The sequence below is a fragment of the Armatimonas rosea genome, from assembly GCF_014202505.1.
GTDB lineage: Bacteria > Armatimonadota > Armatimonadia > Armatimonadales > Armatimonadaceae > Armatimonas > Armatimonas rosea.
The window spans coordinates 74,512-88,027 of record NZ_JACHGW010000007.1; the positions used below are offsets into that span (position 1 = coordinate 74,512).

18 protein-coding genes are annotated in these 13,516 nt (G+C 61.7%); 6 read left to right on the forward strand and 12 right to left on the reverse strand.

Translation table 11 applies throughout. The features are described from left to right. Positions 1-67: 67 nt before the first annotated feature. Both HNQ39_RS26405 and HNQ39_RS26410 read left to right on the forward strand, forming a co-directional pair. A complete protein-coding gene (locus HNQ39_RS26405; RefSeq protein WP_184203599.1) occupies positions 68-676 on the forward strand; it encodes a hypothetical protein in 609 nt (202 codons plus the stop codon). A 60-nt stretch (positions 677-736) separates the two neighbouring features. Continuing rightward, positions 737-1,513 (forward strand): formylglycine-generating enzyme family protein, encoded by a 777-nt coding sequence (locus HNQ39_RS26410; RefSeq protein WP_184203600.1) that lies wholly within the window; start codon positions 737-739, stop codon positions 1,511-1,513. 60 nt (positions 1,514-1,573) lie between these two features. Here the strand turns inward: HNQ39_RS26410 and HNQ39_RS26415 are convergent, their stop codons facing one another. Together HNQ39_RS26415 and HNQ39_RS26420 are read right to left on the reverse strand one after the other, a co-directional pair. Beyond that, the gene (locus HNQ39_RS26415) at positions 1,574-2,038 is read right to left on the reverse strand and encodes a 23S rRNA (pseudouridine(1915)-N(3))-methyltransferase RlmH (RefSeq protein WP_184203601.1); all 465 of its coding nucleotides are present in this window, start codon (positions 2,036-2,038) and stop codon (positions 1,574-1,576) included. Next, entirely contained in the window at positions 2,039-2,542 is a 504-nt protein-coding gene (locus tag HNQ39_RS26420) for a hypothetical protein (protein WP_184203602.1), read from the reverse strand. It abuts the gene before it with no gap. A gap of 48 nt (positions 2,543-2,590) precedes the next feature. On the opposite strand from HNQ39_RS26420, the gene HNQ39_RS26425 reads away from it, so the two are divergent. Beyond that, positions 2,591-3,967 (forward strand): DUF1552 domain-containing protein, encoded by a 1,377-nt coding sequence (locus tag HNQ39_RS26425; protein ID WP_221290356.1) that lies wholly within the window; start codon positions 2,591-2,593, stop codon positions 3,965-3,967. Between the two features lie 113 nt (positions 3,968-4,080). On the opposite strand, the gene HNQ39_RS26430 is transcribed toward HNQ39_RS26425, so the two are convergent. The 6 genes from HNQ39_RS26430 to HNQ39_RS26455 all read right to left on the reverse strand — a co-directional run bounded on the left by HNQ39_RS26430 (position 4,081) and on the right by HNQ39_RS26455 (position 8,193). Then, positions 4,081-4,719 carry a hypothetical protein gene (locus HNQ39_RS26430; protein WP_184203604.1) on the reverse strand — a complete coding sequence of 213 codons (639 nt, stop codon included), beginning with the start codon at positions 4,717-4,719 and terminating at the stop codon, positions 4,081-4,083. Further along, the gene (locus HNQ39_RS26435) at positions 4,716-6,050 is read right to left on the reverse strand and encodes an adenylosuccinate synthase (RefSeq protein WP_184203732.1); all 1,335 of its coding nucleotides are present in this window, start codon (positions 6,048-6,050) and stop codon (positions 4,716-4,718) included. Before HNQ39_RS26435 ends, HNQ39_RS26430 begins: the two co-directional genes overlap by 4 nt. Positions 6,051-6,179: 129 nt before the next feature. After that, positions 6,180-7,142, reverse strand: coding sequence for a magnesium transporter CorA family protein (locus HNQ39_RS26440; protein ID WP_184203605.1), 963 nt, complete (start codon positions 7,140-7,142; stop codon positions 6,180-6,182). 5 nt (positions 7,143-7,147) lie between these two features. After that, a complete protein-coding gene (locus tag HNQ39_RS26445) occupies positions 7,148-7,405 on the reverse strand; it encodes a GlsB/YeaQ/YmgE family stress response membrane protein (RefSeq protein WP_184203606.1) in 258 nt (85 codons plus the stop codon). A gap of 27 nt (positions 7,406-7,432) precedes the next feature. Further along, positions 7,433-7,852 carry a Blp family class II bacteriocin gene (locus HNQ39_RS26450; protein WP_184203607.1) on the reverse strand — a complete coding sequence of 140 codons (420 nt, stop codon included), beginning with the start codon at positions 7,850-7,852 and terminating at the stop codon, positions 7,433-7,435. Beyond that, positions 7,849-8,193, reverse strand: coding sequence for a hypothetical protein (locus HNQ39_RS26455; protein WP_184203608.1), 345 nt, complete (start codon positions 8,191-8,193; stop codon positions 7,849-7,851). Before HNQ39_RS26455 ends, HNQ39_RS26450 begins: the two co-directional genes overlap by 4 nt. 132 nt (positions 8,194-8,325) lie before the next feature. Between HNQ39_RS26455 and HNQ39_RS26460 the strand changes: the two genes are divergently transcribed. Both HNQ39_RS26460 and HNQ39_RS26465 read left to right on the forward strand, forming a co-directional pair. Then, a complete protein-coding gene (locus HNQ39_RS26460) occupies positions 8,326-8,925 on the forward strand; it encodes an ANTAR domain-containing response regulator (protein ID WP_184203609.1) in 600 nt (199 codons plus the stop codon). Positions 8,926-9,205: 280 nt separating this feature from the next. Next, positions 9,206-9,793 carry an RNA polymerase sigma factor gene (locus HNQ39_RS26465; protein WP_184203610.1) on the forward strand — a complete coding sequence of 196 codons (588 nt, stop codon included), beginning with the start codon at positions 9,206-9,208 and terminating at the stop codon, positions 9,791-9,793. A gap of 15 nt (positions 9,794-9,808) precedes the next feature. Here the strand turns inward: HNQ39_RS26465 and HNQ39_RS26470 are convergent, their stop codons facing one another. The 4 genes from HNQ39_RS26470 to HNQ39_RS26485 form a co-directional block, all read right to left on the reverse strand. After that, positions 9,809-10,066, reverse strand: a complete 258-nt coding sequence (locus HNQ39_RS26470; protein WP_184203611.1) for a GlsB/YeaQ/YmgE family stress response membrane protein — start codon at positions 10,064-10,066, stop codon at positions 9,809-9,811. A gap of 75 nt (positions 10,067-10,141) precedes the next feature. Continuing rightward, positions 10,142-11,185: a sensor histidine kinase gene (locus HNQ39_RS26475; protein WP_184203612.1), complete on the reverse strand. Its 1,044-nt coding sequence runs from the start codon at positions 11,183-11,185 to the stop codon at positions 10,142-10,144. Then, positions 11,182-11,625, reverse strand: coding sequence for a response regulator (locus tag HNQ39_RS26480; RefSeq protein WP_184203613.1), 444 nt, complete (start codon positions 11,623-11,625; stop codon positions 11,182-11,184). Before HNQ39_RS26480 ends, HNQ39_RS26475 begins: the two co-directional genes overlap by 4 nt. Further along, positions 11,622-13,076: a sensor histidine kinase gene (locus HNQ39_RS26485; RefSeq protein WP_184203614.1), complete on the reverse strand. Its 1,455-nt coding sequence runs from the start codon at positions 13,074-13,076 to the stop codon at positions 11,622-11,624. The genes HNQ39_RS26480 and HNQ39_RS26485 overlap by 4 nt, the downstream gene beginning before the upstream one ends. A gap of 83 nt (positions 13,077-13,159) precedes the next feature. Between HNQ39_RS26485 and HNQ39_RS26490 the strand changes: the two genes are divergently transcribed. Continuing rightward, a complete protein-coding gene (locus HNQ39_RS26490; RefSeq protein ID WP_184203615.1) occupies positions 13,160-13,501 on the forward strand; it encodes a hypothetical protein in 342 nt (113 codons plus the stop codon). Positions 13,502-13,516: the final 15 nt, after the last annotated feature.

Sequence of the window (13,516 nt, forward strand, 5' to 3'; positions counted from 1 at the left end):
GGACGCCGCCGATTGTATCGCGGTGCATCTCTCCTTCGCAACGAGAGTGTACAATTGTTTTAAGAGAATGGTTCCTGACCCGGAGTTTTACTGGCACACGAGCCCCTTGCAGTTTGTCCCCGCGATCCTGAGCTCTGGGGCGCTCGTGGCATCGGCCTACCCAAGGCCCCGCGCCCTGGCACGCCGCCGCAAGCTTGGGCTGGAGGGGGTTGTCCATCTTTCTTTTACCGCACGGACACCGCTTCTTACCGATAAATGCCAGCGCGGCTATCCTCACGTGCTCTTTGCCTTCGACCCCGCAATCGCCGAGCTCCCTGGCGCGGGCTATCTCAAGTGGAACACGATGCGCTGGGCACACCGCGAGGAGTTTATCCCGATTGTCGATCCCGCCGAGAAGGCCACCTTTCGCGCCGCCTGGCGCGCCGGGAGCTACCCGTCGGCGGAGCTTTTGATACCAAAACAGCTCGCGCTCAACCACGCCACCGCCCTCTATCTTGCCTCGCAGGCCGAGGCGGACTGGCTGATGCGGCTATCTCTTCCCACTCCTCCGATGACAATCGACCCGGAAAGGTTCCCGCCCGGCCCCCCTCACGATCTCACCGCGTTTCACGAGTGGGCCGATTCCTGCGAGCGTGCCGGGGAGCTCCTGCCGCCGCTGGAGGCGGTGTTTGATTGACCTCCCCCCGCGCTTTAGCGCGCGACCCCCTCCGGCAAGCGAAGGGGGTAAAATGGCGGCATGGCGTGGGAGAAACTTGAGCCGTCGGGCCGCCCCTTATTGGAAGCCTACAAGGCGCAGCTTGTCTCGATTCCGGCGGGGAAGCTCCTGCGTCGAACGGGCATGATGTCGGTGCTTCGGGAGCGCCCCGCCAAGGGAATTGTCGCGCGGCTGACCGGCAAGACGGAGGTCATCACCGCCGAAGAGCCGATCCTAAGCGAAGTCGCAACCATACCCGCCTTTCAGATGGGGCGCACGCCAGTTACGGTCGGGATGTGGCAGGAGTTCTGCGGTGCCACGCATCGTGAGATGCAAGCGCCACCCGATCATCCTGTGTGGGGGAGTGGCTGGGATGCAGTGCGCGATCATCCGATTGTGAGGGTGACCTGGGAGGACTGCCAAGCCTACGCCGACTGGGCAGGGCTCGTGCTCCCCACGGCGGCACAGTGGGAGTACGCGGCCAGTGGTGGCGATGGCAGAGTGTATCCGTGGGGCGATGATTGGGACGCCAGCAAGTGCCAGTGTAGTAAGAAATCCCGTGTTGACTCTGGGGGTACATCGCGCGTGGGGAGTTTCCCTGCGGGCCCGTTTGGACTGTACGATATGGCAGGAAATGTCTTTGAGTGGAGCGCGGACTGGTACGATGACACCAAGACATTTCGCTGCCTTCATGGTGGCGCGTGGGGGCATAGTGCGAGGGAGGAGTTTTGCTGCGCCTATCGGGGCCGGATGGTTCCTACAATGTGGAGCTTTTTCTGGGGATTTCGCCTGGCTAATCTCCCGCACATCTCAAGATAGCCAAAGCTTCCCCCCCTTCGCGAAGCCGGAGGGGGTCGCGCGCTAAAGCGCGGGGGGAGGTCACCGATGGTACGCCTCACCCCGGTTGATCTTAAACGCTCGGTAGAGCTGCTCGACCAGCACAACACGAGCGAGCGGGTGGGGGAGGGTCATCGGGCCGAAAGAGAGCAGGAAGTTCGCGCGGGCCCGGACCGCATCGCTGAGGCCGTTGGCGCCGCCGATCAGAAAGATCAGGTGGCTCTCACCGTCGGTGCAGACTTGCTCGATCTTAGCGGCGAGCGCCTCGGAGGAGAGAGCCTTTCCGGTGCCGTCGCAGGCGACCACCCAGGCGCGCTCGGGGAGACGGGCGAGGAGGCGCTCGCCCTCTTTCTCGGAGTCGGCGCGGGTGTCTTCCTCCACCTCGATCAGGCTAAACGTGCTGGTCTGGCCGCCCAGGCGCTTGACATACTCCGCGACCGCGTCCTTCCAGTAGCTCTCGCGCAGCTTCCCGACACAGAGCACGGTCACTTGAGGGCGTGCGGCCATCTACTCTGCCTCGCCGGGGAGGGGCGGCATGTTGGCGATACTGATCACCCGCCAGTGGGGCTCGGTAAAAAAGAGATTGCGGCGGCGGCTCTCCTGGCGCATCACCAGCGTGAGCTGATTGCCGCCCCAGAGGGTCTCACTGCCATCGCCGAGCACCGACGCCGACGTAAACACAACTCGCTGCTTGGGGTCTTTGTCCGCGGACTCCAGGACCTTGGGGGGCGTGATCTTAACATCGTACTTGACACCTCGGCCACTGCTCTTGGCGTTGTTGAGGAGCAGGCGCATCCGGGCCTTGTTGAGCATTCCGCTCTTGAAGTCCTCCGAGATCAGGTCCATCATCGCCGAGACATGCCCGGCCTGCGCGGCATCGGCGGCCTCCTGCAGCGACTCGGCGATCTGTAGCTCCGGGGTGGCGGCGGGGCGGGGCGCCAGCGACCAGATGCCCGCCGCAACCAAGAGTAGCAGGCACAGCGCTACCACTATCTTACTGACTTTGCTCATGGGATTACTCCTTATCATACTAAACGCGTCTAGGGTAGAATGGTTACGATGAAGACTCTGACACGACGAACGGTTTTGCGGGGCGCGGGTGTCGCGCTGGCCCTGCCCGCCTTTGAGGCGCTCGCCCAGACCTCGGCCAAGTCGCCGAACCGTCTGGCGGTGCTCTACATGCCCAATGGCGTCAATCCTTTTGCCTGGACCCCCAAGGGCACGGGAAGCCAGTTCGAGCTCTCCGAGATCCTGGCCCCCCTAGCTCCGGTCAAGGACGATATCCTAGTTCTCACGGAGCTGATGAACCATGGCTCGATCACGGGGGATGGCCACTACTACAAGATCGCGCCGTTTCTGACCGGCACAACTATCTCTAAGACCACGGGGGCAAATCTCAACGCGGGCGGCGTCTCGCTCGATCAGCTCATCGCTCAGAAGCTGGGCAACCTCACCCCGCTGCCGTCGCTGGAGCTCTCGGTCGATCCCCCCACCACGTATGTCGATACCAATGTGGGGCTCACCGCGCTCTACGGCTCGCATATCTCCTGGAGCACGCCCACGACCCCGGTCTCGCGCGAGATCAACCCGCAGGCCGCCTTCGACCGCCTCTTCCGCCAAGGCCAGAGCGGCAAGGGCGTCTCCGCGAGCGATGCCTCGGTCTTGGACGCCGTCATGGACGATGCCTCGGGGCTGAAGAAAAAGATCAGTGCGGCGGACCGCCTCAAGCTGGAAGAGTATCTGGATGCCGTGCGCGCGGTCGAGAAGCGGATCGCCTTCGATGCCAAGCGCCGGAAGGGCTCGATCCTCGACGATCCGATCCTGCGTGCGGAGTCGGAGAAGCTCGACAAGCGCATCAAGGACTGGTACGCGGTTCCCGGCGACAAGCGCCCGCTGGACCACACCGAGCAGGTGCGGATCATGCTGGACCTGATGGTGCTGGGCTTCTGGTCGGACTCCACCCGCGTCTCGACCTTCCTCTTTGGCAACGAGGTCTCCGGGCGCAACTTCAGCTTCCTGCCCGGTGTTAACGGCGGCCACCACGAGTACAGCCACCACGAGGGCAAGGCCGACAAGCTCGATCCCTACAAGAAGATCGGGGCGTGGCACATGGCGCAGTACGGCTACATGCTCCAGCGAATGAAGGCCATCAAAGACGGCGAGAGCACGCTTCTGGACAACTCCATGGTGCTGATCGGGAGCGGCATCAAGGACGGCAACGCGCACAGCCCGTACAACCTGCCCATCGTCCTCGGCGGGCGCGGCGGCGGCTCGATCTCCACGGGGCGGCACCTGGTCTACAGCAAGGAAACTCCGCTCTGCAACCTGCACCTAGGGCTCCTACGGCGCATGGGGGTCCAGGCCGAGCGCTTTGGCGATAGCACCGGGGAGCTCAAGGGCCTCAGCGAGAGAGACTTTGCCGGCTTGACAGGCTAGCGGCTTAGTGCGGGAGCGGGCTGACAATCACAAGGGTTCCGCCAACGAGGACGACGAGGCTTTCGGGTTTGGGCAAGTGCATAGGCTAAGTTTATGCGCTCCGCCGGGCGGCCTCAAGTATGAATTGTCATATAGCGTTCTTGGAGTTCTTTCAGGAGGGCTTCGTCGCGCTCCGGGAGGAGCTCGGCGAGGTCGAGGGCTTTTTTATAGAGGCCCCGTGCGAGCTTTGGCTGGTTGGTCTCGGCTGCGACTCCTGCGGCGCGGGTGACCGCATCGACCATTCCTTGAAGATTCTTCGCCTTAAAGTGCAGCTTGCAGGCACGCTCTAGGTTCTTCAGGGCGCTCTCTTCTTGCTCCATCGCAAGCTGTGAGAGCGTGATCTTCAGGTAGATCGCCGGGTCGAGCTGCGGGGGCTGGGCGGCCTCAAAGCAGGCAATGGCGGCCTCGTGCTCCCCGAGGGCGGCGTGTGCCTCGCCCTGGGAAAGCTGAATCTGGGGGAGAAGCTCGGCGTAGTCGATTAAGGTGGCGAGCTGGAGCGCGTTCTCCAGGAGAGGTGTGGCCGCACCGGGCTCGCCGTGCTTAAGGAGTGCTTTGGCAGCTTGGAGCTGGAGGTAGGCCAGCTCCGGGGCATCTTCAAGGCGCTTGGTCTGCATCAGGAGCGAGGCCGCCTCAACATAGTGCGCGGCGGCAAGCTCCCAGCTCTCCAAAATTGCCTGCTCCTCCGCTTCGTCGCGGTGCTCCTGCCAGGTCATCGTCGTGCGACGGCAGGCTCTCGGGTAAAGAGCCCGGCGGGGGCGGGCATTCCCGGTCCGACCAGGGTCTGGTCGCGGCGGGGGCCGATGGAGACAAAGCGGGCGGGGACACCAGCGAGCTTCTCGACAAAGCGGACATAGTCTTGGGCGTTCTTCGGCAGGTCCTCAAAGCGCGTCACGTTGTCGATGGAGTCCTCAGGCCAGCCGGGGAGCGCCTCGTAGACCGGCTCACAGCCATCGAGCAGGCAGACATCGCCGGCGGGGAAGTGCTTGAGCAGGACCCCATTCTTGGTGTAGCCCACGCAGACATTGACCGTCTCAAAGCCCGCGAGCACATCGAGGTGCCCCACGCAGATTCCCGTGAGGCCATTGACCCGTGCGGCGTACTGGAGCGCAAAGCCATCGAGCCAGCCAATCCGACGGGGGCGTCCGGTCGTGGTTCCGTACTCATGGCCGCGCTCGCGGATCCGGTCCCCGCGCTCGTCGAGGAGCTCCGTGGGCACCGTTCCCGCACCCACGCGGCTGGTGTAGGCCTTGACCACGCCGATAATCTCCGTGATCGCCGTGGGCGGGACTCCGGTGCCGATAGTCGCGCCGCCGGAGAGGGGGTGGGAGCTCGTCACAAACGGGTACGTGCCGCCGTCGATATCCAGCATGGTCGCCTGAGCGCCCTCAAAGAGAATCCGCTTGCCATCGGCGATGGCATCGCCCGCGAGGGCTTGGGTGTCGCAGACATACGGCGCAAGCTTCTCCCCCAGCGGGGTCAGCTCTGCGAGGAGCGCTTCTAGATCAACAGCCTCCGCCTCAAAGACCTTGGTGAGGATTGCGTTCTTCAGGGGCAGGGCGGCGCTGAGGCGCTCGCGCAGACGGGTGGGGCTGACCAGATCGCCCATGCGGATACCGACCCGGCTGGCCTTGTCGGCGTAGCACGGCCCGACCCCGCGCCCGGTGGTGCCGATCGCGCTGGCCCCCTTGAGCTTCTCTTCCAGCTGGTCCAGCAGCCGGTGGTAGGGCAAGATGACATGGGCGTTGTGGGAGATGCGCAGGTTGCGCGTGTCGATCCCCACGGCACCCAGAATCTCCAGCTCGCGCACGAGGGTTGCGGGGTCGATCACCATGCCATCGGCCATGATGCAGTGGATCTTGGGGTTGAGGATCCCCGAGGGAATCAGATGGAACTTGTAGGTATTCTCGCCCACATGGACCGTATGGCCCGCGTTCGGCCCGCCGCCGTAGCGGATCACCATGTCCGCATCCTGCGCGAGGAGATCGACCAGCTTACCCTTCGCCTCGTCCCCCCAGTGCGTCCCCACGACCACGACCGCGCCCATAGACACCTGCTCCCCCAACAAAAAAATAGGATAGCGAGCCGCTACCCTACATAAGGATTCCGTTTGCGCTGTTGCGCGCCTTGATTATATCACGACCCGTACCCAGCACGTCCCTCGCCTTCCTGCAAGCTACCCACCGATCCAGCCGCGGCGGTGGGCTAGGAGCCCACCCGAGCTCATCAAGGTCAGCATGACCCCGACCGTTATCCAGAACCCACGGTCTTGCGTGGTAAAGAGTCTCGCCTGGAAGTTCATCCCCAGCACCCCGGCCAGTGTCCCAATGGGCAAGAGAAGTACCGTCACGACCGTCAGGAGGCGCATGACATCGTTGGTTTTTTGGGCGACCTGTGCGGTGTACATTTCAAATGAGCCTAGAACCAGCTCGCGCGCGTTGTCGATACTGTCGATCGCGCGCTCTAGCTGGCTCCAGAGGGTAGGGAAGACCGTCTCTTGCTCGCGGTTGCCAAACACGGAGACGATATCCGGCCGTAGGAGAGCACTGTAGACCTCACGATGGGGGACTAGTGCTCGTCGGAGGGCGGCGATCTTCTGACGGAGCCGGCGGAGCTGGGGGAGGATCGGAGTGGCGGGGGCGGCGGCCATGGCGAGATCGTCCCAGGAATCTACCTCGGCCTCAAGGCGCTCGATCGTGCGAAAGAAGCTGGTCAGGTGCCAGTCGAGCATCGCGGCTAAGAAACTACTGGCACAGAGCTGGCCCAGCTGGGAGTCGTCGCGGATCTGCCGCTCGAAGTTCTCCAAGGGCTCTACGACGCCATCGTGGACCGTGACAATCCAGTTGCTCCCAACCAAAAAGTAAAGTGCCTGCAGAGAGATATCGTGGCTTGGGATCAGAACCCGCACCTTGAGCCAGGAGCCGTAGTTGTCCACGCGCGGACGGCTCCGGCCCTCGGTCTCGACGGGCAGGCCCAGCGAAGGAATACCGAGCCAGGTTGCTAGCTCGGTAAGGTCCCTCTGCTGGTTGCGGTCCACGTCGATCCAGAGCACCTGGTTCGCGGTGAGCTCCGTGAGCGGCAGCTCACGGAGCGCCACCGTGCGGTCGAGGCCCCTGGTGTCAAAGAGGGTCGCTTGCATCCTGGCTAGCGTCGGATCATGCGCAGGATGCCAATCAGGACACAGGCCCCGACAACTGAGACAAGGATACTGCCCAGGTTGAGCCCATTGGCCCCACCGCCCCCAAGAACGAGGCTACTAAGAAAGCCGCCGATCACGGCTCCCACAATCCCCAGGGCAATGGTTCCCAGCCAGCCACCGGGCTCGTCCCGGCTGCCTGGCATGATGGCCTTGGCGAGGACGCCAGCGATCAACCCTACGACGATCCAAATGAGGATACTCATCTTATTCTCTCCTATCTTTTACTCTCTTTAGCGGTCTTGTTTCTCACGGATCAGGTCTTGGACTGGCTCGGGGGGGAACTGGTCTGCATCGACCGACACCTCGGCACCAAGGCCCGTGATATTGTCATCGTTGTCGACAGAGTCCACGGCTGCCACGGCAAGGCCGCTGGCAATCGCGCCCGCTGCGGCTCCTGCCAGTGCGCCCAGTGCGGCTCCCACGGGCCCGAGTACCGCGCCGGCAACCGCCCCGACAACCGCTCCGCCGGTCGCTCCCAGAACACTGCCCTTGGCAGGATCGTTGTTCGGGTCATCGTCCAGGCCGTGCTGGATGCCGTCGAGGTGCTCGTGGACCAAGCGCTGGCGGGGAGCCATGGTAAGCTCCTCCTCCGTCACCGAGATCGTCACGGGCTCCCCCTCGCCCGGCGAGAGCTTCGGATCGACGCTCACTGTCCGGCGTCTTTCGTGTGGTGGACCTTGGCCTTGATCGCCTCGGCAGCATCGTGGGCCTTTTCCTTGATGACCTCTGCGGTATCGCCCAGGAGCTCCTTGGCACGCTCCTTTAGGTCTTCGAGATCACTCTTGAGCTCGCCTACCTCTTGCTTGACCTGGCCATCGGCTTGGTTGACCACGCCGCGTGCGGTCAGCTCCGGGTCCTCAAGCGTCGTCCCTAGCTTGTGCTGTGCCTTGCCAAGCAGCTCTTGGGCCTTTCCTTCGGCCTTGTCGCTCGCGCCGGCTCCGGCGATCGTATCGACTGTTTTCTCAATCTTGTCGGTGGTTTTCTCTGACATGGTCTTGATTCCTTTTCTAGGTAGCCAGTAGTGGCTGGCTGTGGAACCTGTATACGCAATGGGCGAGCTGGTTCCCTCGAAATTTAAAAAGGAACTTGCTGTCTTTACGGGGCATATGTAACTGCGAACGCTATGCCTGAAGAACCGAAAAAAATACGTGCTATTCTTGCCGAGGACGAAGGGATGACCATCCTCTTGCTTCGTCGGGCGCTGACTCTCGCCGGCTATGAGGTTGTCAAGGCAGTCCCCGATGGCGAGCAGGCGGTACTGGCCGCCCGTGAGCTCGCCCCGGACTTCCTGGTGATGGACATCAACATGCCCCGGATGAGCGGTATCGAGGCCGCACGACAGATCACCCTAGAGCGCCCCCTCCCGATTATCATGCTCACTGCCTACAGCGACCAAGCCCTCGTGGAGGAGGCGATCGCTGCGGGGGCCTGTGCCTATCTGGTCAAGCCTGTGGTGGCTGAGCAAGTCGCGCCTGCGGTTCGGACGGCGCTGGCGCGCTTTGACGTGCTGCAGGAGACCCGGCGCGAGAACACCGACCTGCGCGATGCTCTGGAGACCCGAAAGCTGGTCGAGCGTGCCAAGGGAATCCTAGCGTCGCGTCTCCAGCTCAACGAGGCCGATGCCTTCCGGCGACTACAGAAATCTGCACGGGATAAATCGCTTCCTCTCAAGCAGGTCGCTCTGGAGATTGTCCGCGCCGATGAGCTACTGACATCGTTGTGAGTATTTCCATTACTGCTTGACAGAGGGGGAAATCTGGGGGATATTGCCTCTGTGCGCACCATGATTGGGTAGACCTGATCGGGGGCAGACGCTTCTTAAATACTTTGTGTGGCCATGACCGTCACGCAAACATTTGAGGCCAGGATTGCCTCGCTTGGAGAAGACCTCTCTTCTCAGCGAAGCTTTTCTGGCCTTTTTGTTTGCGCCGCGGAGAAAAACCATGCAAGCAACTCTTACCTTATCGGCAACTCGGACAGTTCCTTCTTCGGTGTCTCGTCCCTTGGATCGCTGCTCTGTCGATGAGCTGCTTCGGCGGAGCCGGGCAGGTGATCTCGGCGCCCGCCACGCCCTGGTGGGCAGATACCAGTCTATTATCCACGCGACTGCCAGTCGCATGGCCAGCAATCGCCCGGATGCAGAGGATCTGGCGATGGATATCTACCTGCATGTCTTTAGCGTCATCAACTCCTGCAATAACACCTTGACCCTCCCTGGCTGGATCAAGCGGGTCGCCATCAACGAGGTCTACCAGGTCTGGCGTCGCAAGGGACGAATGCCCGCTCAGGCATCCCTGGAGGCGGTGGTGGAGGCGAGCGGTGACAATATCTTGCGTGCGGATGAGAGTGAGAATCCTGCCACGATCTTGATGAGTCGGGTGGTTCAGGAGGAGCGAAGTGCTCGTCTGCGCGCCGCTCTTGCCTCGCTGCCGGCCCACCAGCGGGCTCTCTGCGAGCTTCACTACATCCACCGGCGCTCGTTCGAGGAGATCGCCCAGGAGACGGGAGTTGCTTTGGGAACCATTAAGTCCCGGCTCTTTCGTGCCCGTGAGAACATGCAGCGAAAGCTCGGCGACCTTGCCGTTGCCTAGGCGTTGCGCTCTGCTTCAGTGGCGGATCACGTGTAGGATACTCAGGGTAAGGAGCGCTCCCAGGGTCGCGGCGAGCAGGCTACCCAGCTCTAGTCCCATGGGACCTTCATTGCCAAGGAGCAGGTTCCAGGACCAGCCTCCGGTTACGGCACCGACCACGCTCAGCACGCTCGTCCCCAAAAGCCCTTGCGAGTTGCCTGGGTGGGCACCCAAGCTCTTTTTGAGTAGAGTCCCCACCAGTAAACCGATGAGAGTATAGGTTGCTATCCCCATTGCACACGACCTTCTTTCCTAACTTTTGAATCTAAGGATCGTATACAAAACAGGGGCCTGGGTTTCATCGGAATCTCAGGGAGCTTCTGAGGAAGGGAACCGAAGCCCCACTCGGGCTCCTGTGGGGGTGTTCACGAAGGTCAAGGTGCCCGCGAGGTCCCAGGTCCCGATACTCTCGATCAGGCTCAGCCCGATACTGGCGCTACGGATTGGGTCAAAGCTGGGGGGAAACCCTGGGCCTTCGTTGTAGACATCCAGCTGGATTTCGGCAGCTTCTTGCTTCAGCGAGATATGGATCGTGCCATCTCCGTGCTTGATAGCGTTGGAGACCAGCTCATTGACGAGGAGAGACAGGGAGCTCACTTGCTTGAGGCTGAGCTCCACCTCATCGGCATCGAGCGTGATGACCCGTGGTGTCAGGACATTGGCCATCGCAGGAATCAGGCGCTCAAGTGCGAAGCGTGCGGAGACACTATCGAGCGGTACCCCCGGGGTGCTGGTCTGGTGGGTGAGCAGGTCATGGAGGGTGGCGAGGCCACGGATGTGGCGGGCGAGCCGGGCGAGTGCCTGTGTCCCCGAGTCATCGTCGAAGCGCATCGCATCCACGAGAGCGATCAGGACCTGGAGGTTGTTCTTGATCCGGTGGTGGCTCTCCATGATCGCACGCTGGAGCCGCTGGTTGAGGTCCTCGATCTCCTTCTGGCGCTCACGCAGCGTCTCTTCGGCAGCCAGTCGCTCACGGCGCTCGTGGGCCTCACGCAGGGCACGCTCTACCGCAGGAGGGAGGCGCTCTAGCTGATCTTTGAGGATGTAGTCGGTCATTCCCAGCTTGAGGCACTCGACTGCACGGCTCTCCCCTAGGGCACCCGAGAGCAAGATAAAGGGGATGGTCGAGTCGGTATCCTGGAGGAGCTGGAACGCCTGAATGCCATTGAAGGCCGTTAGGTTGAAGTCAGAGATCACCAGATCGGGCGGGTTTGCCTGAAGCGCAGCGACGTAGCTCTCTTGGCGGCTGACCGTGGTGACCGTAAAGTTGGGGGCAGCGTCTTCGAGGCAGGCCCGCACAAGCTCGGCATCTAGGGGATCGTCTTCGACATGCAGGAGCTGGTAGGCTCTCATACGAAGAGCACCGGCTCGGGTGGCGGTTGGTTGGTGTTGGTCCAGAAGGTCCCAATCGCCTTGAGCGTCTCGGAGTAGTGGTCGAAGTCGACGGGCTTTACCACATAGGCATTGGCCCCGAGTCCATAGCTGCTCTGGAGGTCCGCGGGCTCACGGGAGCTGGTCAGCATGACAATGGGAATGCTCATCAGGCTGGGGTCGGACTTTACCCGCCGCAGGACCTCAAGGCCATCGATTCGGGGGAGCTTGAGGTCGAGCATCATCAAGATCGGGTTTCCGGGCTCCCGATCCGCATGCAAACCGGAGCGCTTCAGAAAATCCAGAGCCTGCTGGCCATCCTTAACCACGATAATATCTTGCGCAAAGTCTTCGTCGGCGAGTACCTCCAAGGCAAGCTCGATATCGTTGCTATTGTCCTCTACCAATAAGATTGTCTTCATGTAATCTCTCTATTTTCTTCGTCACGGAGCCGCTCCAGGGGCAGGGAGAAGTAGAAGGTCGCTCCCGCTCCCAGGGTGCTCTCTGCCCAGGTTCGCCCCTCGTGCCGGGCGATGATGCGCCGGACGCTCGCTAGCCCGATTCCCGTTCCCTCGAATTCCTCGGGTTCGTGCAGGCGCTGAAAGACCCCAAAGAGGTTCTCCGTGTGCGCCATGTCAAATCCGACACCATTGTCCTTCACGGAGAACTCCAGCTCGGTTGCTGTTTGACGGCACTGGATCTCGATATGGGTGGTGGGGCTCTTACTGGAGTACTTTACCGCATTCTCCATCAAGTTCCGCCAGACGAGGCGGAGCATGGGCATGTCGCCCCAGACTGCGGGGAGGCTTCCCACCTCCCAGGTGATCGTCCGCTCGGGGTTCTCGAGGGCGAGCTCTGCCTGAATCTTCTCCACCTTGGCCTGCATCGAGACCACGGTCTGGTTGAGCTCCGTCCGGCTCATCCGGGAGAAGGCCAAGAGATCGTCGATCAAGAGCCCCGCACGCCGTCCGGCGTCTTTGATGAGGCTGACATAGCGCCTGCCGGGCTCGTCAAGCAGCTCCCCTGATTTTTTCTCCAGCAGGTCTGCAAAGCCAACCACATGGCGCAGGGGGGCTCGGAGATCGTGGGAGACGGTGTAGGAGAAGGCCTCCAGCTCACGGTTGGCGGCGTGGAGGCCCTCGTTGGCGGCTTTCAAGCTCTCCGTACGTTCCTCGACCCGTCGCTCCAGTACCGCATTGAGCTGGCGCACAGCGGCCTCACTGGCCTCTCGGTCGTGGAGGGTTTGGCGGATTAGAGCAAAGGTTGCGATAAGGGCGAGGACGGCGGCGGCTGTGGCACCGAAGAAGGTCAGGCGGGTCTGGCGCTCGTTTTGGAAGGCTTGTCGCTCGAGCCGCCGTGCGAGGGAGAGCTCTTCCCCGTCCATGTACTGCGTGAGCCCTTGGATCGCCTTGATGCGCTTCTGGGACTGCGCCATCACCTCGGGAGTGATGTGCCGGGAGTTGCCGTTGCGCCGAATCTTCTCGACGTTCATCCGAGCATATTCCATTTGATCGTCCATGAGCGCACGCAATGTTGTGGTGCTTTTTGCCTGAAGGGGATCGTCCAGGGTGAGACTCGTGACAAGATCAAGGTCTTTTCGGATATTGCTCTGTGCTTGCTTAAACCCCGTGGCAAACTGAGGATCACCCATCATGGCATACCCTCGCCCCTGCGCGATCGATGCCTCAAACTGCATCATCAGGTCGTGGAGAGCCGTTCGCACCTGCCAGGTGTGGGTCACCGAGCGCTGTGACTCTACCAATCCATACACGGAGCGGTTTGCCAGGAAGACATTTCCCAACAGCAGGGCGAGAAGGACAAAGAAACACAGCCCGAGTGTCCAGTCGTAGCGGCGCATTGTGGAATCCATCATACCGCGCTCATAGCAATTTCTAGGGAACCTGGTTCCGAGTTTGGGATAGGAGTAGTACTTCTGTTCAAGAAAGGAACACCTAAATGAAGTTTACCCATCTCTCGGCGATTGCGGGGGCGCTGTGTATCGTTTTGTTGGGGAGCTCGTCGGCGGCCCTTGCCCAGACCAAGCGCCAGAAAGACAAGAACGACATGCGGAACCTGGGCATTGGCCTGGGAGCACTCGCGGTTCATAAGTCGATCAAGGGAGACCCCAAGACAGCACTGCTCCTCGGAGCGGGCGCGGTCTATGCGGGCAAGAAGTACGAAGATCAGCGCAAGGCGCAGGCCAAGACCCACCGCAGCTACCGCTACCGAAATGGCCGCAAGGTCGGCTACTGGCTGATGCGCGGGACACAGAAAGTCCGCTACGTCAAGTACTCGTAGAAGAGAGAAGAGAGA